At 71.0% G+C, this 17,800-nt stretch carries 16 protein-coding genes; 7 read left to right on the forward strand and 9 right to left on the reverse strand.

What is annotated here, in order from left to right:
* Nucleotides 1-8: 8 nt before the first annotated feature.
* Genes GA0115234_RS20025 through GA0115234_RS20060 form a run of 8 tightly spaced genes read right to left on the reverse strand, consistent with a single transcriptional unit; the run spans nucleotide 9 to nucleotide 7,006 of the window.
* Nucleotides 9-2,009, reverse strand: a complete 2,001-nt coding sequence (locus GA0115234_RS20025; protein WP_093543582.1) for an NADH-quinone oxidoreductase subunit 5 family protein — start codon at nucleotides 2,007-2,009, stop codon at nucleotides 9-11.
* Nucleotides 2,006-2,407: an NADH-quinone oxidoreductase subunit NuoK gene (gene nuoK, locus GA0115234_RS20030; protein WP_093543583.1), complete on the reverse strand. Its 402-nt coding sequence runs from the start codon at nucleotides 2,405-2,407 to the stop codon at nucleotides 2,006-2,008. The genes GA0115234_RS20025 and nuoK overlap by 4 nt, the downstream gene beginning before the upstream one ends.
* Nucleotides 2,407-3,015 carry an NADH-quinone oxidoreductase subunit J family protein gene (locus GA0115234_RS20035; RefSeq protein ID WP_370804535.1) on the reverse strand — a complete coding sequence of 203 codons (609 nt, stop codon included), beginning with the start codon at nucleotides 3,013-3,015 and terminating at the stop codon, nucleotides 2,407-2,409. Before GA0115234_RS20035 ends, nuoK begins: the two co-directional genes overlap by 1 nt.
* Nucleotides 3,012-3,638 (reverse strand): NuoI/complex I 23 kDa subunit family protein, encoded by a 627-nt coding sequence (locus tag GA0115234_RS20040; RefSeq protein ID WP_093543585.1) that lies wholly within the window; start codon nucleotides 3,636-3,638, stop codon nucleotides 3,012-3,014. Before GA0115234_RS20040 ends, GA0115234_RS20035 begins: the two co-directional genes overlap by 4 nt.
* On the reverse strand, nucleotides 3,638-4,606 hold the full coding sequence (locus tag GA0115234_RS20045) for a complex I subunit 1/NuoH family protein (RefSeq protein WP_093543586.1): 969 nt from the start codon (nucleotides 4,604-4,606) through the stop codon (nucleotides 3,638-3,640). Before GA0115234_RS20045 ends, GA0115234_RS20040 begins: the two co-directional genes overlap by 1 nt.
* Complete coding sequence (locus GA0115234_RS20050) at nucleotides 4,603-5,883, reverse strand: NADH-quinone oxidoreductase subunit C (RefSeq protein ID WP_093543588.1); 1,281 nt, start codon at nucleotides 5,881-5,883, stop codon at nucleotides 4,603-4,605. The genes GA0115234_RS20045 and GA0115234_RS20050 overlap by 4 nt, the downstream gene beginning before the upstream one ends.
* Entirely contained in the window at nucleotides 5,880-6,614 is a 735-nt protein-coding gene (locus tag GA0115234_RS20055) for an NADH-quinone oxidoreductase subunit B (protein ID WP_093543589.1), read from the reverse strand. The genes GA0115234_RS20050 and GA0115234_RS20055 overlap by 4 nt, the downstream gene beginning before the upstream one ends.
* A complete protein-coding gene (locus tag GA0115234_RS20060) occupies nucleotides 6,605-7,006 on the reverse strand; it encodes an NADH-quinone oxidoreductase subunit A (protein ID WP_093543591.1) in 402 nt (133 codons plus the stop codon). Before GA0115234_RS20060 ends, GA0115234_RS20055 begins: the two co-directional genes overlap by 10 nt.
* A 169-nt stretch (nucleotides 7,007-7,175) precedes the next feature.
* Between GA0115234_RS20060 and GA0115234_RS20065 the strand changes: the two genes are divergently transcribed.
* From GA0115234_RS20065 to GA0115234_RS20090, 6 genes are all read left to right on the forward strand, one after another.
* Entirely contained in the window at nucleotides 7,176-8,393 is a 1,218-nt protein-coding gene (locus GA0115234_RS20065; protein WP_093543707.1) for a sensor histidine kinase, read from the forward strand.
* Between the two features lie 191 nt (nucleotides 8,394-8,584).
* Entirely contained in the window at nucleotides 8,585-9,940 is a 1,356-nt protein-coding gene (locus GA0115234_RS20070) for a sensor histidine kinase (protein ID WP_093543592.1), read from the forward strand.
* A 290-nt stretch (nucleotides 9,941-10,230) separates the two neighbouring features.
* Entirely contained in the window at nucleotides 10,231-10,905 is a 675-nt protein-coding gene (locus GA0115234_RS20075; protein ID WP_202553944.1) for a response regulator transcription factor, read from the forward strand.
* A gap of 322 nt (nucleotides 10,906-11,227) precedes the next feature.
* Nucleotides 11,228-13,183 (forward strand): 2-oxoacid:acceptor oxidoreductase subunit alpha, encoded by a 1,956-nt coding sequence (locus tag GA0115234_RS20080; RefSeq protein WP_093543594.1) that lies wholly within the window; start codon nucleotides 11,228-11,230, stop codon nucleotides 13,181-13,183.
* A complete protein-coding gene (locus tag GA0115234_RS20085; protein WP_093543595.1) occupies nucleotides 13,176-14,234 on the forward strand; it encodes a 2-oxoacid:ferredoxin oxidoreductase subunit beta in 1,059 nt (352 codons plus the stop codon). The genes GA0115234_RS20080 and GA0115234_RS20085 overlap by 8 nt, the downstream gene beginning before the upstream one ends.
* A gap of 145 nt (nucleotides 14,235-14,379) precedes the next feature.
* Nucleotides 14,380-16,335, forward strand: coding sequence for an APC family permease (locus tag GA0115234_RS20090; protein ID WP_161275618.1), 1,956 nt, complete (start codon nucleotides 14,380-14,382; stop codon nucleotides 16,333-16,335).
* A 47-nt stretch (nucleotides 16,336-16,382) separates the two neighbouring features.
* Here GA0115234_RS20090 and GA0115234_RS20095 read toward each other — a convergent pair whose 3' ends face one another.
* Nucleotides 16,383-16,772 (reverse strand): winged helix-turn-helix transcriptional regulator, encoded by a 390-nt coding sequence (locus tag GA0115234_RS20095; protein ID WP_093543597.1) that lies wholly within the window; start codon nucleotides 16,770-16,772, stop codon nucleotides 16,383-16,385.
* Between the two features lie 126 nt (nucleotides 16,773-16,898).
* On the opposite strand from GA0115234_RS20095, the gene GA0115234_RS20100 reads away from it, so the two are divergent.
* Nucleotides 16,899-17,759, forward strand: a complete 861-nt coding sequence (locus GA0115234_RS20100; protein ID WP_093543599.1) for an SDR family oxidoreductase — start codon at nucleotides 16,899-16,901, stop codon at nucleotides 17,757-17,759.
* The last annotated feature ends 41 nt before the right edge of the window (nucleotides 17,760-17,800 follow it).

Genomic DNA, 17,800 nt, shown 5'->3' on the forward strand with positions numbered 1-17,800 from the left:
ATCACGGCTCACGACCCGGCGTTGACGTTGGCGAAGACGACGGCGGCGATCGCCAGGACCAGCGAACCGGCGAGCAGTGCGCTGAGGTAGGTCTGCACATTGCCGGTCTGGGCGCGGCGGACGGCGGTGCCGAGCCACCGTGCGAGGGTGCCGGAGCCGTGTACGTAGGTGTCGACGACCTCGCGGTCCAGGAAGCGGACGAGGCTCGCCGCGCCCTGGACGGGGCGGACGAACAGCGCCGTGTACAGGGCGTCGAGGTGGAAGCCGGCGGCGGCGTGGTGGTGGAGCGGGCCGAGCAGCAGGCGGCCCGGGTCGGCCGGGTCGGGGGCGTCCCCGTCGGCTCCGTAGGCGGCGGTGTGTGCCGTCATGGCCTGGGCCTCGATGAGTGCGGGTTCGGCGTCGGGGTGGGCGACGACGGTGCCGACGCGGGTGCGGGCGGCCAGCGCCGAGGTGTGGCGCCAGGCGCCGTAGGTGACGAGGCCGCCGACGAGGCCGACGCCGGTGGAGAGGACGGCGGTGGTGACGGTGGGAGTGAGGCTGTGGCCGTCGAACCAGTCGGTGATCGCGCCGACGGTCAGGCCGAAGGCGATGGTAGGGACGGCGAGGACCCAGAGGACGGCGGTCATCGCGACGGGCTGCCTGCCGTGGTCGGGGGCTTCGGCGCCGCGGCCCCGGAAGGCGAGAAGCCAGAGGCGGGTGGCGTACGCGGCGGTGAGGACGGCGGCGAGCAGCCCGGCGACGAACACGGTCCAGCCGGCGGCGGCCGGGGCGACGTGCCGGTCCCCCAGCGCGGTGTGTTCGGCGGCGACGAGGATCGCTTCCTTGGAGAAGAAGCCGGCGAACGGGGGGATGGCGGCGAGCGCGAACAGGGCGACGGTCATCGTCCAGTAGGCGTCCGGGATGCGCTTCGTCAGGCCGCTCATCCGGGACATGGCGGCCAGTGAGTTGGTCCCGGCGGCGTGGATGACGACGCCGGCCGCGAGGAAGAGGACGGCCTTGAACGCGCCATGGGAGAGGAGGTGGAAGACGGCGGCCCCGCGGTCGCCGACGGCCAGGGCACCGGCCATGTAGCCGAGCTGACCGATCGTCGAGTAGGCGAGGACGCGCTTGATGTCGTCCTGGGCGAGGGCGGCGAGCCCCGAGCCGATCATCGTGATCGCCGCCATGACGGCGAGTACGACGAGGGCGGCGCCGGACTGGGCGAAGACGGGGAGGAGCCGGGCCACGAAGTAGATGCCGGCGGCGACCATCGTCGCGGCGTGGATGAGCGCGGAGACGGGGGTGGGGCCGGCCATCGCGTCGGGCAGCCAGGTGTGCAGGGGGAACTGTGCGGACTTCCCGGCGACGCCCGCGAGAAGCAGCAGGGCGATGAGGGTGGGGTGGTCGAGGCCGCCGTTGGCGACGGCGCCCAGGATGCCGGTGATGCGGAAGGTGCCGGTGTCGGCGGCGAGCGCGAACAGGCCGATCAGGAAGGGGACGTCGCCGAGCTTGGTGACCAGGAAGGCCTTGAGGGAGGCGGCGCGGGCTTCGGGCGTCTCCCAGTAGTGGCCGACGAGGAAGTACGAGCAGATGCCCATGATCTCCCAGCCGACCAGGAGCACCATCAGGTCGCCCGAGTAGACGACGAGCAGCATCGCGGAGGTGAAGAGGGAGACCAGGGCTGCGTACGAGGGGTAGCGGGGGTCGTCGCGCAGATAGGCGGTCGAGTAGATCTGCACGCAGGTCGCGACGAGCCCGACCAGGACGGCGACGAGGACCGCGAAGCCGTCGAGGTGCAGGGCGAGGTCGATCGGGACCGAACCGGTGGGGGTGAGCTGGGTCGCTGCGTCGATGGCCCGGCCGCCGCCCTGGCGTGCGGCGACGACGGCCGCGAGGACGGCGGCGGCGAGCGTGGGCAGTACGGCCAGGGGGCGTACGAAGCCGGGGGCGGTGCGTCCGAGGAGGAGGCCGGCCGCGGCGCTGAGGAACGGGAGGAGGGGGACGAGGACGGCGAGGGTCGTGGTGGTCACGCGGTGGCCTCTGCCTTCTTTGCCTTCCCTGCCGCAGCAGTGGCCTGGTCTTCGGTGCCGGACTCGTCGTCCGGGAGGGCTTCGGCGGCGTCGGTCTCGGCGGTGTCGCGGAGGCGGTCGACGTCCGAGCTGCCGCGGTTGCGGTACACGGCGAGGACGATCGCCAGGCCGATGCCGATCTCCGCCGCCGCGATGGCGATGGTGAAGAGGGTGAGGGCCTGGCCGGAGTGCAGGGTGTCGCGGAGCCAGACGTCGAAGGCGACCAGGTTGAGGTTGACGGCGTTGAGCATCAGCTCGACGGACATCAGGACCAGGATCGCGTTGCGACGGGCGAGCACTCCGTACAGCCCGGTGCAGAAGAGGAGGGCGGCGAGCACGGCGGGATAGGCGAGGTGCATCAGCTCTGCTCCTTACCGCGCTTGCGGGACAGGACGATCGCGCCGACGAGGGCGGCGAGCAGCAGGACGGAGAGTGCTTCGAACGGCAGCACCCAGTGCCGGAAGAGGAAGGAGCCGGTCACCTCGGTCGAGCCCTGGGCCGGTCCGTCCAGGCCGATCCAGGTGGTGCGGAAGGCGTCCACGACGACCCAGACGAGGGCTCCGGCGGAGGCGGCAGCCACGGCGAGGGCCGCCCAGCGGTTGCCCGAGTCGGCGTCCGGGGAGCGGCCGATGGGGGCCTTGGTGAGCATCAGCCCGAAGAGAAGGAGGACGACCACGGAGCCGACGTAGATCAGTACCTGCACCCAGGCGATGAACTCCGCGGTGAGCAGGAGGTACTCGACGGCGAGACCGCCCAGCGCCACGACCAGCCAGAGGGCGGCGTGCACCAGCTGCTTGGTCGTGACGGTGACGAGGGCCGCGCCGAGGGTGGCGATGCCGACGAGGACGAAGGCGATCTCGATCCCGGTCGGGGAGAGGAAGCCGGAGTGGGCCGGGTTGGCCGGCTGGGCGGCGAGGACGGAGTACGCGGAGTGTGCGGAGTGCGCCGCGGTGGCTGCGAGTGTCACTCCTCCCCCTCTGCTTCCTTCTTGGTCTGCTGGGCTTGCTGTGTCTGCTGGGCTTCCTGCGCCTGCTGGGCTTCCTGCGCCTGCTGGGCTTCCTGGGCGCGCTGGGCTTCGAGTTTCTCCGCCGTCTTGCGGGCGGCGGCGATCTCCTTCGGCTCCTCGGCGCCCGGATCGAGCGCGGGCGGTTCCGGCACCGTCCACATCCATGCGCGGAGCTTGTCGCGCTCATGGGTGAGTTCGAGGATGTCCGTCTCCGCGTACTCGAACTCCGGGGACCAGAAGAGCGCGTCGAAGGGGCACACCTCGATGCAGATACCGCAGTACATGCAGAGCGAGAAGTCGATCGCGAAGCGGTCGAGGACATTGCGGCTGCGCTCACGGCCGCCCGGGGCGGCGGCGGGCACCGTCTCCTTGTGGGAGTCGATGTAGATGCACCAGTCCGGGCACTCGCGGGCGCAGAGCATGCAGACCGTGCAGTTCTCCTCGAACAGCGCGATGACGCCGCGGGAGCGGGGCGGGAGCTCGGGCTGGACATCCGGGTACTGCGCGGTGACCGTCTTCTTCGTCATCGTCCGCAGGGTGACGGCCAGGCCCTTGGCCAGGCCGGAGCCGGGGATCGGAGGCATCAGTTGATCGCCACCTTCACGATGCCGGTCAGCGCGATCTGCGCGAGAGCGAGCGGGATGAGCGTGGTCCAGGCGAGCTTCTGCAGCTGGTCCTCGCGGAGCCGGGGGTAGGACACCCGCAGCCAGATGACGACGAAGGCGAGGACCGCGACCTTGAGGAGAGTCCAGACCCAGCCCAGTCCGTCGGCGCCGAACGGGCCGTGCCAGCCGCCGAGAAAGAGGACGGTGGTCAGTGCGCACAGGACGACGATGCCCGCGTACTCGGCGAGCAGGAACAGTGCGAAGCGCAGTCCGGTGTACTCGGTGTACGCGCCGAAGATGATCTCCGAGTCGGCGACCGGCATGTCGAACGGCGGGCGTTGCAGCTCGGCGAGTCCGGCCACGAAGAAGACCAGTGCGCCGACGATCTGCCAGGGCAGCCACCACCACTCGAAGGCGTCGAGGATGCCAGGGAGGGAGACGGTGCCGGCCGCCATCGCGACGGAGGCGGCGGCGAGCAGCATCGGCAACTCGTACGCGAGCAGCTGGGCGGCCGTGCGCAGGCCGCCGAGCAGGGAGAACTTGTTCGCCGATGCCCAGCCGGCCATCAGCGAGCCGAGCACTCCCACGCCCATGACGGCCAGCACGAAGAAGATGCCCGCGTCGACGACCTGTCCGACCGCGCCCTCGCCGGGGCCGATCGGGACGGCGACGAGGACGAGGAGGTACGGGAGCAGCGCGACGGCCGGGGCGAGCTGGAAGATACGGCGGTCGGCCTCGGCCGGGACGATGTCTTCCTTCTGCGCGAACTTCACGCCGTCCGCGACGAGCTGGGCCCAGCCGTGGAAGCCGCCGGCGTACATGGGGCCGAGGCGGCCCTGCATATGGGCCATCACCTTGTGCTCGGTCTGCCCGACGACGAGTGGGAGGACCATGAACACGGCGAAGACGATGACGAGGCGGAGGGCGACGTCCAGTGCGTCGTTCACTCGGTATCGCCTCCGGCGGGGTGGTCGGGGGTCTCTGAGGACTTGGGGGTTTCTGGGGACTCGGGGGTCCCTGAGGGCTTGGGGGTCTCTGAGGACTCAGGGGTCCCTGAGGACTCGGAGGCACCTGAGGACTCGGAGGTCCCTGAGGACTCGGAGGTCTCTGGGGTTTTCGGCGGGGTCTCCGGAGTGGCATCCGCGCCCGCACCCGCTTCTGTACCCGTACCCGTGCCCGTGCCTGCGCTCGCGTCTGTACCCGCGCCAACGTCCGTGCCCGCGTCCGCGTCCGCGCCCGCTTCAAAAGCCGGGCGGGCGTGGTGCCACGGGGCGTCGCTGGTTCCGGAGCTCGGCTCCGCCGCCCCGGTCTCCGTCCCTGTGCCTGCCCCGGTCCCCGTACCCGGCTCCACGGTCTTCTCCGGTCGGCTCGCCGGCTGCTGGCTCGCCGAGCCCTGGGAGGCGCTCCGCGTACGGCGCGGGGTCGTGGCCCGGGGCGTCGTCCCCGTACCCGCGTCGGGGCTCGCGCCCGCGCCCGCTTCCGGGGCCGGGGCCGCCGTTGCCGTCCGCTGGGCGGCCGAGCCCTCGCTCGCGCTGCGGGTGCGGCGGGCCGGGCGGTCGCCCGCGGCGCGCGGGGTGCGGGCCGGGCGGGACGGGGCGGGCGGGAGCTGACCCTTCAGAGGGCCCCATTCGTTCGGGTCGGGGACGCCGGGCGGCAGCATGGTGCGCCGCTTCGGGCCGCCGTGCTCCGACTCGCCCGGCTCCTTCGCGCCGGGCCATGCCTTCGCGACCCGTGCGGCCAGCACGAAGTCCTTGCGCAGCGGGTGGCCCTCGAAACCCTCGGGCAGCAGCAGCGGGACCAGGTGCGGGTGGCCGTCGAAGCCGATGCCGAACATCTCGTGCGTCTCGCGCTCGTGCCAGGCGGCGCCCGCGTAGACATCGATGGCGGTGGGCAGGACAGCCGCCCCGTGCGGAACGGTCGTACGGATCATGAGCCGACGGACCCCGCCCCCGCCCAGGGCCGCGACATGGGCGCAGACCCGGAAGCCGGTGCCCGGTTCGTCGACCGCGCTCAGCCAGTCGAAATACGTGCAGCCCAGCAGGTCGCGGGCCGTTTCGAGGGCGGCGATCCAGGCGGCGGCCGGTACGTCGACGGTCAGCAGGTCGTACGCGTACTCCGCCGTCGCGCCCTCGCCGAAGAGCTCGGCGGCGGCGTCCGGCAGGCGGTCGTAGGCCTCGCCCGCGGGGTTGGCGCCGGGGGCACCGGCAGGAGGTGTGGTGGTCATGCGCGGTCCTCCCCGGGATCCGAAGCCGGATGAGGAGCCGGATCAGAAGCCGAGGCCGGACCCGAAGACGGATCAGAAGCCGGACCCGAAGCCGAGGCCGGACCCGAGGACGCCGACGCCTGCGGGGCGGCGACCAGGCCGCTGCGCAGGGCGGCGGTGGAGGGACGGCTGCCGCCGCCCGTCGCGTACCGCTCCCCCAGCGACTCCCGGGCGATCTTCTCCTGGAGCTTGAGGATGCCCTGGAGGAGCGCCTCCGGCCGGGGCGGGCAGCCGGGGACGTAGACATCGACCGGGATGATCTGGTCGACGCCCTTGGTCACGGAGTACGAGTCCCAGTACGGGCCGCCGCAGTTGGAGCAGGCGCCGAAGGAGATGACGTACTTGGGCTCCGGCATCTGCTCGTACAACCGCTTCACGGCCGGGGCCATCTTGTCGGTCACCGTACCGGAGACGATCATGAGGTCGGCCTGGCGCGGGCCCGGCGCGAACGGGATCACACCGAGCCGGATGAAGTCGTGCCGGGCCATGGAGGCGGCGATGAATTCGATGGCGCAGCAGGCGAGTCCGAAGTTGAAGACCCAGAGGCTGTAGCGGCGGCCCCAGTTCAGGACCACCTTCATCGGCTCGGGCGCCAGGCGCGACAGCACACCGAGCCGCTTGGGCTCCGGCAGGAAGGTCGGCACGGGCTGCGGTTCGGATCCCTCGTCGGCCTGCGGGCTCGTCACGTCCATTCGAGGACGCCCTTCTTCCATGCGTAGAGCAGTCCTACGGCCAGGAAACCGAGGAAGATGAACATTTCGACCAACGTCGTCGCCCCGTATCCGGGTGCGGCGAACACGGTCGCCCACGGGAACAGGAAGATCGAGTCGACGGCGAAGATCACGTACAGGAAGGCATAGACGTAATAACGAACCTGGGTATGTGCCCATCCTTCACCCACCGGGTCCACGCCGCACTCGTACGTCAGGAGCTTCTCCGGCGTCGGGACCACGGGGCGCAGCAGTCGGCCGGCCCCGAAGGCGACGGCGACGAACAGCACGCCGATCACGGCGAGCAGTCCGACCACTGAGTAGCTGTGGAAATACTCCGACGCGAGAACGGTCGACTCCGGCAGGTCCGCCACGTCCGCCCCTCGCTCCCTCGAATCCGTCCGGTGATCTGTACGCACGGGAGTCTAGGCCCTGTTAAAGAGACGGTAAGCAGCCGCGTCGGCCAAGGGGTGGGGTTATCCCCACTTCACCTCACCCACGAGCCCCATGGCGTGTGCCGGTCCGGCCCGGCAGGCTGGGACCATGACCATGAGCCCCCAGGTGCCCGACGACGACCGGCCACCGCCCGCCCGCCTCACCCTCGATCGATGGACCTGGAAGGAGATCGGCCATCTCCTGGTCAATCTCCCCGTGGCCATCGTCGGGTTCGTTTACACGGTGTTCATGATCGCCGTGGGCGTGGGGCTCGCGGTCACGGTGGTCGGTCTGCCCCTGCTCGCCGTCGGGCTGCACGGGGCGCGGCTGATCGGCAAGGCCGAGCGGGGCCGGGCGCGGGCGATGCTCGGGGTGCGGGTCGAGGAGCCGAGCCCGATGGAGCTGGCCCGCCGGGAGAAGGGGTTCTTCCCCTGGCTGTGGTCGAGCATCATGGACCCGGTGGGCTGGCGGGCCGCGCTGTACTCGTTCATCCGGCTGCCCTGGGGCGTACTCACCTTCGGGGTGACGCTCGTGAGCCTCCTCGTGCTGTGGCCGGTGCTCCCCCATGTCACGCGGCTCCTCAGCAATGTGGACCGGTCGATGGTGCGCGGGCTGCTCTCGCCCTCCGACGAGCTGGAGCGCCGGATCGCGGAGCTGGAGGCGGACCGGGGAGTGGTCGTCGACACCGCCGCCGCCGACCTGCGCCGCATCGAACGCGACCTCCACGACGGCGCCCAGGCCCGGCTCGTCGCCCTCGCCATGGGCCTCGGCCTGGCGAAGGAGAAGCTCACCGACGACCCCGAGGCCGCCGCCCGCATGGTCGACGAGGCCCACGGCGAGGTCAAGGTCGCCCTCCAGGAACTCCGCGACCTCGCCCGCGGCATCCACCCCGCCGTCCTCACCGACCGCGGACTCGACGCCGCCCTCTCCGCCATCGCCTCCCGCTGCACCGTCCCCGTCACGGTGGCGGTGGACCTGCCGGGGCGTCCCGCGGAGGCGATCGAGGGGATCGCGTACTTCACGGTCTCCGAGCTGTTGCAGAACGTGAGCAAGCACAGCGCGGCACGTTCGGCCTCCGTCGAGGTGTGGCGCGCCGGGGACCGGCTGCTGCTCCAGGTCACCGACGACGGACGCGGCGGTGCCCGGATGGACGGCGGTACGGGAATGGCGGGGCTGGCCGAGCGGCTGGGCGCCGTCGACGGGCTGTTCGTCCTCGACTCACCGGTCGGCGGGCCAACGACGGTCACCGCGGAACTGCCCTGGCGGGACCGCGAGCGGCAGAAGGCCGGGGAGCCGAAGGGTACGGGGACGGCCAAGCGCCTCTAGAAGTCCGGCTCCCCTCCCTACGGCCTGGAGGCCCGACCGCCTGGAGGCCCGACGGCCCGACGGCCCCATGGTGGGGAAAACCCCCGGCCGAAGAGGGATACCCCCCTCATGGTGGACCGGCCCGCGAAACAGCACCCTTGTCATCACGGCACCAGAGCGCCGAGAAGAATGAGAAGAAACGGACGGCATCCATGGCCACGGCATACGGACCGGACACTCGGGACCACCAGCGGTCCGGAACCGGTTTCGGGGAGCACCCCCCGGTGAAGCACTTCTTCCCCGCCGCACTGCGCGCGCCCGTCGAGGGCAGGACCTGGCGCGAGTTCACCTATCTGCTGCTGAGCCTGCCGATCAGCCTGGTGCTGTTCGCCTTCTCGATCACCCTGACGACGCTGGGTGTCGGCATGCTGATCACCTTCCTCGGGGTCCCGATCCTGGCCGGCGCGCTGGCCATGTGCCGCGGCTTCGGCGCGATGGAGCGGGTGCGGGCGCGCGGGCTGCTGAAGCTGGACGTGGCGGCCCCGGCGCCGGTGCGCGGCAGGACCGGCGGCCTGATGTCCTGGGTGGGCGCGATGCTCAAGAGCGGGGCGTCCTGGCGGCATCTGCTCTACACGCTGCTGCACATGCCGTGGGCGGTCTTCGCCTTCGGCGTCGCGGTGGTGCTCTGGACGTTCGGCTGGACGGCGCTGACCTACCCGCTGTGGCACTGGATCTTCCCGACGCACGTGGGCGTCGGCGGCATCCAGCTGTACGGCGACCAGGGCCACGCGGTCTATCTGGACTCCTCCCTGGACCTGGGCCTGACCAGCGCGATCGGTCTGGCCTTCGTCCTCGTCACGCCGTGGATCATCCGGGGTCTGGTGAGCGTGGACCGGGTGATGGTGGCCGGGCTGCTCGGACCGTCCCGACTGGCGACCCGTGTCTCGGAGCTGGAGTCGGACCGGGGAGTGGTCGTCGACACCGCCGCCGCCGACCTGCGCCGCATCGAACGCGACCTCCACGACGGCGCCCAGGCCCGGCTCGTCGCCCTCGCCATGGATCTGGGCCTGGCGAAGGAGAAGCTCACCGACGACCCCGAGGCCGCCGCCCGCATGGTCGACGAGGCCCACGGCGAGGTCAAGGTCGCCCTCCAGGAACTCCGCGACCTCGCCCGCGGCATCCACCCCGCCGTCCTCACCGACCGCGGACTCGACGCCGCCCTCTCCGCCATCGCCTCCCGCTGCACCGTCCCCGTCACGGTCGAGGTGGATCTGGCCGCCCGGCCGGCCCAGGCCATCGAGGGCATCGCGTACTTCACGGTCTCCGAGCTGTTGCAGAACGTGAGCAAGCACGCCCGCGCGACCCGCGCGTCGGTCGACGTGTGGCGGGCGGCGGACCGGCTGATGCTCCAGGTCACCGACGACGGACGCGGCGGCGCCGATGTGTCGGCGGGCAGCGGGCTCGCCGGGCTGACCGAGCGGCTGGAGGCGGTGGACGGCGTGCTGGTCGTGGACTCCCCGCAGGGCGGCCCCACCCAGGTCACGGCCGAGCTGCCGTGGCGCGGCTGAACCGCGGTGACGCGATCGGGCCGCCGTGGCCGGGTCACGCCGCCGCGCGGGGCGCGATCGGGCCGCTCCGGCGAGTCCGGGCCGCGGTACGGGGCACGGTCGCCCCGCCGCGGCTGGGCCGCGCTGCCCCGTGTCGCACGATCGAGCCGCCCTCGCGGGGCCTCGCCGCCGCGCGGGGCGCGGTTGTGCGCGGCTGAAGTCCACCCGGCGGCCGAGGACAGCACGCCACCGATACTGGGATGCTGGGGACCGTACACGCGGGACCGGCGAACAGTGGGGGATAGGGCTTCATGGTGGAGGACAGGGTGCGCGTAGTCATCGCCGAGGATTCGGTGCTGCTCCGGGAAGGACTCACCCGGCTGCTGACCGATCTGGGGCATGACGTCGTCGCCGGGGTCGGGGACGCCGAGGCGCTGCTCAAGACGGTGAGCGATCTGGCGGGGCAGGACGCGCTGCCCGATGTGGTGGTCGCCGATGTGCGGATGCCCCCGACCCACACCGACGAGGGCGTGCGGGCGGCCGTGCGGCTGCGGAAGGACTATCCGGGGATCGGGGTCCTGGTCCTTTCGCAGTACGTGGAGGAGCAGTACGCGACCGAGCTGCTGGCCGGGTCCAGCCGGGGCGTGGGGTATCTGCTGAAGGACCGGGTCGCCGAGGTCAGGGAGTTCGTGGACGCGGTGGTCAGGGTGGCGCAGGGCGGGACGGCGCTGGACCCGGAGGTGGTGGCGCAGCTGCTCGGCAGGAGCCGCAAGCAGGACGTCCTGGCCGGGCTGACGCCGCGCGAGCGCGAGGTCCTGGGCCTGATGGCGGAGGGGCGGACGAACTCCGCGGTGGCCAGGCAGCTGGTGGTGAGCGACGGCGCCGTGGAGAAGCACGTCAGCAACATCTTCCTGAAGCTGGGGCTGTCCCCCAGTGACGGGGATCACCGCCGGGTGCTGGCCGTGCTGACCTACCTGAACTCCTGACGAACTGACACCCTGTCAGATATGTCCGTGCGGCGGCCACCGCACGGACTGGCCCGAGCCACCGCGGTGGCTCGGGCGGTGCCGGAGCCGGTACCGGAGAACGTCACCGGGGTCCTAGCACCAAAGGATGAGTGCACAGCGTCTTCATCGAACGACTGGGGGGCTTGCAAAGCATGACAAACCCATATCAAACCGCATCTCGAATGGGCGTCCACCCTTTGATTTGTCCGGGGAAGGCGACCCTTACCGACGTAAGGTGGGCATGGGGACCGTCGGCGGGCCGGCGGGACCCGAGCCGCCGCCCCGAGGGAGGTCCAGTTCAGTGACCAGCCAGGTCAGTAGCCCAGCCGAACAGGCCGATGAGGCCAGCGAGGCGCTCGTCGGGGGGCAGCGTGCTCCCCGCTCCGATCATGCGGGTGACGGCGAGAAGGAGATCCGCCGCCTCGACCGGGTGATCATCCGCTTCGCGGGTGACTCCGGAGACGGTATGCAGCTCACCGGTGACCGCTTCACTTCGGAGACCGCGTCGTTCGGGAACGATCTTTCCACGCTGCCGAACTTTCCCGCCGAGATCCGCGCCCCCGCAGGGACCCTGCCGGGGGTTTCTTCGTTCCAGCTGCATTTCGCCGACCACGACATCCTCACGCCGGGGGACGCGCCGAACGTACTGGTCGCGATGAATCCGGCCGCGTTGAAGGCGAACATCGGCGATGTGCCGCGCGGTGCGGAAATCATCGTCAACACCGATGAGTTCACCAAGCGGCCGATGGCGAAGGTCGGCTATGCGACCAGTCCGCTGGAGGACGGTTCGCTGGACGGCTACCAGGTCCATCCGGTGCCGCTGACGACGCTCACGATCGAGGCGCTCAAGGAGTTCGGCCTGTCCCGCAAGGAGGCCGAGCGCTCGAAGAACATGTTCGCGCTCGGGCTGCTCTCCTGGATGTACCACCGGCCGACCGAGGGGACCGAGGCGTTCCTGCGCGCCAAGTTCGCGAAGAAGCCGCAGATCGCCGAGGCGAACGTGACGGCGTTCCGCGCCGGGTGGAATTTCGGGGAGACCACCGAGGACTTCGCCGTCTCCTACGAGGTGGCACCCGCCTCGCAGGCGTTCCCGGCGGGCACGTACCGCAATATCTCGGGGAATCTGGCGCTGTCGTACGGGCTGATCGCCGCCTCCCGCCAGGCCGACCTGCCGCTGTACCTCGGCTCGTACCCGATCACTCCGGCCTCCGACATCCTGCACGAGCTGAGCAAGCACAAGCACTTCGGCGTACGCACCTTCCAGGCCGAGGACGAGATCGCGGGGATCGGGGCGGCGCTGGGCGCGGCCTTCGGCGGTTCGCTCGCGGTGACGACGACGTCGGGGCCCGGGGTGGCGCTGAAGTCGGAGACGATCGGGCTCGCCGTCTCCCTGGAGCTGCCGCTGATCGTGGTCGACATCCAGCGCGGCGGCCCGTCCACCGGGCTGCCGACCAAGACCGAGCAGGCCGATCTGCTCCAGGCGATGTACGGGCGCAACGGCGAGGCCCCGGTCCCGGTCGTGGCCCCCAGGACCCCGGCGGACTGCTTCGACGCCGCGCTCGACGCCGCGCGGATCGCCCTGACCTACCGCACCCCCGTCTTCCTGCTCTCCGACGGGTACCTCGCCAACGGCTCCGAGCCGTGGAAGATCCCCGAGACCGACGAGCTGCCCGATCTGCGGGTCCGGTTCGCGACCGGCCCCAACCACGAACTGGCCGACGGCACCGAGGTGTTCTGGCCCTACAAGCGCGACCCGCTCACCCTGGCCCGGCCGTGGGCGGTGCCCGGCACCCCCGGCCTCGAACACCGCATCGGCGGCATCGAGAAGCAGGACGGCAGCGGCAACATCTCCTACGACCCGGCCAACCACGACCTCATGGTCCGCACCCGCCAGGCCAAGATCGACGGCGTCGAGGTCCCCGACCTCCGGGTCGACGACCCCTCCGGCGCCAGGACCCTGGTGCTGGGCTGGGGCTCCACGTACGGCCCCATCACCGCCGCCGTACGCCGGCTCCGTGCGGCCGACGAGCCCATCGCCCAGGCCCATCTGCGCAACCTCAACCCCTTCCCGGGCAACCTCGGCGATGTCCTCAAGCAGTACGACAAGGTCATCGTCCCCGAGATGAACCTCGGCCAGCTCGCCACCCTCGTCCGGGCCAAGTACCTCGTCGACGCCCGCAGTTTCAACCAGGTCAACGGCATGCCGTTCAAGGCCGAACAGCTCGCGACGGCACTCAAGGAGGCCATCGATGCCTGATGCCAACCAGCTGCTGCACCTGGTGCCCAAGGCCGAGGCGAAGCAGTCCATGAAGGACTTCAAGTCCGACCAGGAGGTCCGCTGGTGCCCCGGCTGCGGCGACTACGCCGTCCTCGCCGCCGTCCAGGGCTTCATGCCCGAACTGGGCCTGGCGAAGGAGAACATCGTCTTCGTCTCCGGTATCGGCTGCTCCTCCCGTTTCCCGTACTACATGAACACCTACGGGATGCACTCCATCCACGGCCGCGCCCCGGCCATCGCCACCGGGCTCGCCTCCTCCCGCCGCGACCTGTCCGTCTGGGTCGTGACCGGTGACGGCGACGCCCTGTCCATCGGCGGCAATCACCTCATCCACGCCCTGCGCCGCAATGTGAACCTCAAGATCCTCCTGTTCAACAACCGGATCTACGGACTCACCAAGGGGCAGTACTCCCCCACCTCCGAAGTCGGCAAGATCACCAAGTCGACGCCGATGGGTTCCCTGGACGCCCCGTTCAACCCGGTCTCGCTGGCCATCGGCGCGGAGGCCTCCTTCGTCGCCCGCACCATCGACTCCGACCGCAAGCACCTCACGAGCGTGCTGCGGGCGGCGGCCGACCACCCGGGCACGGCGCTCGTGGAGATCTACCAGAACTGCAACATCTTCAACGACGGCGCGTTCGAGGCGCTCAAGGACAAGGAGCGGGCCCAGGACGCCGTCATCCGCCTGGAGCACGGACAGCCCATCCGCTTCGGCGTGGACAACGGCAAGGGCGTCGTACGCGACCCGGCCACCGGCGATCTGAGGGTCGTGGCCGTCACCGAGGAGAACGAGTCCCGGATCCTCGTCCACGACGCGCACAACCCGTCCCCGACCACCGCCTTCGCCCTCTCCCGCCTCGCCGACACCGACACCCTCCACCAGACCCCGATCGGTGTCCTGCGCGACGTCGAACGCCCGGTCTACGACACCCTGATGGCGGAGCAGCTCGACACCGCCGTCGAGCAGAACGGCAAGGGCGACCTCGCCACGCTCCTCGCCGGCAACGACACCTGGACGGTCGTCGGCTAGTCCTTCCCGCTCGGGTCCCGCACGGGTTCGCCGCGGGTCGCGTGCGGACCGCGTTCGGATCACCCCCTCGCCGGACGGGCTGAATTTCGGCCCGTCCGGCGACGGCGTCCCGGAGGTGCGGTCGGCCACCGCGCACGATGTGGCCATGACCCTGGACCGTCCCGTGTACCGCATCAAGCTGCATCTGCTCGGCAAGCCGCTCACCACCGAGCGCATCAGCGAGGAGAAGCTGAACAACCGGACGGCGCTCGGGGTGCTCGCCTCCGACTGCATCAGTTCGTCCGCGTACGGCTCCGAGGAGATGCTCCGGGTCCTCGTGCCCGTCGTGGGGGCCGCGGCGTTCACCCTGCTGATGCCGGTGACCGGCGCGATCCTGCTGGTGCTGCTGCTTCTGACGCTCTGTTACAGCGATGTCGTGATGATCTACACCCGGGCGGGCGGGTCCTATGTCGTCGCACGGGAGAACTTCGGGCCGAACATCGCGCAGATCGCCGCCGTGGCCCTGCTCGTCGACTACATCGTCACCGTCGCCGTCCAGGTCTCCGCGGGCACCAACGCCCTGATCTCGCTCGCCCATCTGGCCGGGAACGACTTCACCGGCCTCGACCACCTCCAGCTCCCGGTCTCCGTCGGCGTCATCGTGCTGCTCGCGTACGGGAATCTGCGCGGGATCCGCGAGGCGGGCCGGGCCTTCGCGCTGCCCGCCTATCTCTTCATGGCCGCCATCGGTCTCGTCCTCGTCGCCGCCGCGGTGCGCGGGCTCACGGGCGAGCTGCCGCACGCCGATCTGCACGCCCACGGCGTCGTACCGCTCGGCACCCCGGGCGAGGGCTGGCTCTACGGCGCCTCGCTCTTCATCGTGCTGCGCTCCTTCGCCAACGGCGGCTCGTCCCTCACCGGGCTCGAAGCGATCTCCAACGGCATCTCGGCCTTCCGCGAACCGCAGGGCCGCAACGCCCGGCGCACCCTGATCACCATGAGCTGTGTGCTCGGTGTGCTCGTCCTCGGCGTCTCCACGCTGGCGCACTTCACCCATGCCGTCCCGTACGCCGACGGCACTCCGACGGTCATCGCGCAGGAGGCCCATCTCGCCTTCGGCGGCGGGCCGCTCGGGACCGTCGGGCTGGTCTTCGTGCAGCTGGCGACCGCGCTGGTCCTCTACACCGGCGCCAACACGCCGTTCACCGGCTTCCCGTTCCTGGCCAGTTTCGTGGCCGAGGACCGCTTCCTGCCGCGGATGCTGACCCGGCGCGGGCACCGGCTCGCGTTCTCCAACGGCATCATCGCGCTGGCCGTCGTCTCGCTGGCCCTGCTGGTGGTCACCGGGGCCAGCGTGGACAAGCTGGTGGCGCTGTACGCGATCGGCGTGTTCACCGCCTTCACCATGGCCGGGGCCGGTCTCACCGCGTACCACCTGCGGCGCCGGGAACCGCACCGCAGGCTGAAGATCGGGGTCAACGGGCTGGCCGCGGTCATCTCGGCCGCCGTCGTGCTGATCTTCGCGGTCACCAAATTCACCGAGGGCGCCTGGCTGGTCGTGGTGGTCTTCCCGCTCGGCGTGTGGGCGCTGACGCGGATCAACCGCGAGTACCGGCGCGAGGCCGCGGTGCTCCAGAGTCTCCAGGCGCCGGGCGCCGACCGGCCCCGGAACCTGCGCCATCTGGTCTTCGTCCTCGTCGAGTCGCTGGACCTGGCGACGATCAAGGCGCTGCGGTACGCGCACGAGCTGCGCCCGGACGAGATCCGGGCCGTGCACTTCGCGATCGACGAGGCGCACGGCAGGCGGCTGGCCGCCCGGTGGGAGGCGACGGCCGCCACCTCCGTCCCCCTGGAGCTGGTGCAGTGCCCGGACCGGCGGCTGCGCCACGCGATGAAGGAGCTCGCCACCCGGACCACGGAGGACGGCAGGACCTCGCTGACGGTGCTGGTGCCGCGGCGGATGTACACCAATGTGCTCGGGAAGCTGCTGCACCGGGGCACCGGCGAGCAGATGGCGAAGGCACTGGGGCAGCTGCCGCACGTGGCGGTGACGATCCTGCCGTTCGACGTGTCGCGCGCACTGCGCACGCTGGAGGAGGGAGGGGCTCCCCAGCCGGACTGACCGTGCGGGCGCTACGCGGCGTGCGGATGTGATGGGGCGTGCGAGTGCTACGGGGCGTGCGCCTTGCGCTCGTCGTACGTCTCGCGCGCCGACCGCACCGCGTCCAGGCGGCGCTCGGTCCAGCGGGCCAGTGCCCACACCTGCTCGGCGGCCTCCCGGCCCAGATCGGTGAGCGTGTAGTCGACCCGGGGCGGGATCACCGGCTTCGCGTCCCGGTGCACGAATCCGTCGCGCTCCAGTGTCTGGAGGGTCTGGGCCAGCATCTTCTCGCTGACGCCGCCCACCTCGCGGCGCAGCTCGCTGAAGCGGTACGAGCGCTCCAGCAGGGCGGCCAGGACCAGGACGCCCCAGCGGCTGGTGACGTGTTCGAGCACCAGCCGGGAGGGGCACATCGGCCGGTTCACATCGGGACGCGCGCCCGGTTCGCTCACGCTCATACCAGTACCTTACTTCAAAGTGGGTACTTTCGATTGGTTAGTGCACCCCCTACAGTGAGTTCTACGAGCCCGCACACGAACAACTGCCACAAGTGCCACAAGTACCGCCAAAGAGGAGAAACCCCCATGAGCATCGTCGTCACCGGAGCCACCGGAGAGCTCGGCCGTCTCGTCGTCGAGCAGCTGCTGGCCACCGTGCCCGCGAGCGGGATCGCCGCCGTCGTGCGCGACGAGGAGAAGGCCGCCCCGCTCGCCGCCCGCGGCGTCGAGCTGCGCGTCGCGGACTACGACCGGCCGGAGTCCCTCAAGGACGCCTTCCGGGCGGGCGACCGGGTCCTGCTCATCTCGGGCAGCGAGGTCGGCAGGCGCGTACCGCAGCACACCGCGGTCATCGACGCGGCCAAGGCGGCGGGCGTCGCCCAGCTCGCGTACACCGGCGTCCTGGGCGGCCCCGACGCCGACTTCCAGCTGGCCGCCGAGCACAAGGTCACCGAGCAGCTGATCCTCGACTCCGGCCTGCCCCACACCTTCCTGCGCAACGGCTGGTACACCGAGAACTACACGGCCAACCTCACCCCGGTCCTGGAGCACGGCGCCGTCGTCGCCAACGCGGGCGACGGGCGGGTCGCCTCCGCCGCCCGTGCCGACTACGCCGCCGCGGCCGCCGCCGTGCTGACCGGCGAGGGCCACATCGGCGCGGTCTACGAGCTGAGCGGCGATGTCGCCTGGTCGTTCGCGGAGTACGCGGCCACCGTCGCCGCCGCCACCGGCAAGGAGATCGTGTACAAGAACGTCCCGGCGGCCGTGCACCAGGAGATCCTGGTCGGCGCGGGCCTGCCCGAGGGCTTCGCGGCGATCCTCGTGGACGTGGACGAGGCGATCGGGCGCGGCCTGCTCGCCGCCACGAGCGGCGATCTGGCCCGGCTGATCGGCCGCCCGACGACGCCGCTCGCCGAGACGGTGGCCGCCGCGGTGGCCACCGCGTAACACCCGTCCCCCGCACACCTCAGGGCCCCATGTCATGACCG

The sequence above is a fragment of the Streptomyces sp. DvalAA-43 genome (genome assembly GCF_900091725.1).
Lineage (GTDB): Bacteria > Actinomycetota > Actinomycetes > Streptomycetales > Streptomycetaceae > Streptomyces > Streptomyces pulveraceus.

Excerpts from the sequence above, each read along its gene's own strand:
- nuoK (WP_093543583.1), bottom strand. The coding sequence starts at position 2,407 with ATGCACCTCGCCTATCCCGCCGTGCTCGCCGCCCTCCTCTTCTGCACC.
- GA0115234_RS20070 (WP_093543592.1), top strand. The coding sequence starts at position 8,585 with ATGGCCACGGCATACGGACCGGACACTCGGGACCACCAGCGGTCCGGA.
- GA0115234_RS20100 (WP_093543599.1), top strand. The coding sequence starts at position 16,899 with ATGAGCATCGTCGTCACCGGAGCCACCGGAGAGCTCGGCCGTCTCGTC.
- GA0115234_RS20085 (WP_093543595.1), top strand. The coding sequence starts at position 13,176 with ATGCCTGATGCCAACCAGCTGCTGCACCTGGTGCCCAAGGCCGAGGCG.
- GA0115234_RS20090 (WP_161275618.1), top strand. The coding sequence starts at position 14,380 with ATGACCCTGGACCGTCCCGTGTACCGCATCAAGCTGCATCTGCTCGGC.
- GA0115234_RS20055 (WP_093543589.1), bottom strand. The coding sequence starts at position 6,614 with ATGGACGTGACGAGCCCGCAGGCCGACGAGGGATCCGAACCGCAGCCC.
- GA0115234_RS20075 (WP_202553944.1), top strand. The coding sequence starts at position 10,231 with ATGGTGGAGGACAGGGTGCGCGTAGTCATCGCCGAGGATTCGGTGCTG.
- GA0115234_RS20050 (WP_093543588.1), bottom strand. The coding sequence starts at position 5,883 with ATGACCACCACACCTCCTGCCGGTGCCCCCGGCGCCAACCCCGCGGGC.
- GA0115234_RS20065 (WP_093543707.1), top strand. The coding sequence starts at position 7,176 with ATGACCATGAGCCCCCAGGTGCCCGACGACGACCGGCCACCGCCCGCC.
- GA0115234_RS20095 (WP_093543597.1), bottom strand. The coding sequence starts at position 16,772 with ATGAGCGTGAGCGAACCGGGCGCGCGTCCCGATGTGAACCGGCCGATG.
- GA0115234_RS20040 (WP_093543585.1), bottom strand. The coding sequence starts at position 3,638 with ATGCCTCCGATCCCCGGCTCCGGCCTGGCCAAGGGCCTGGCCGTCACC.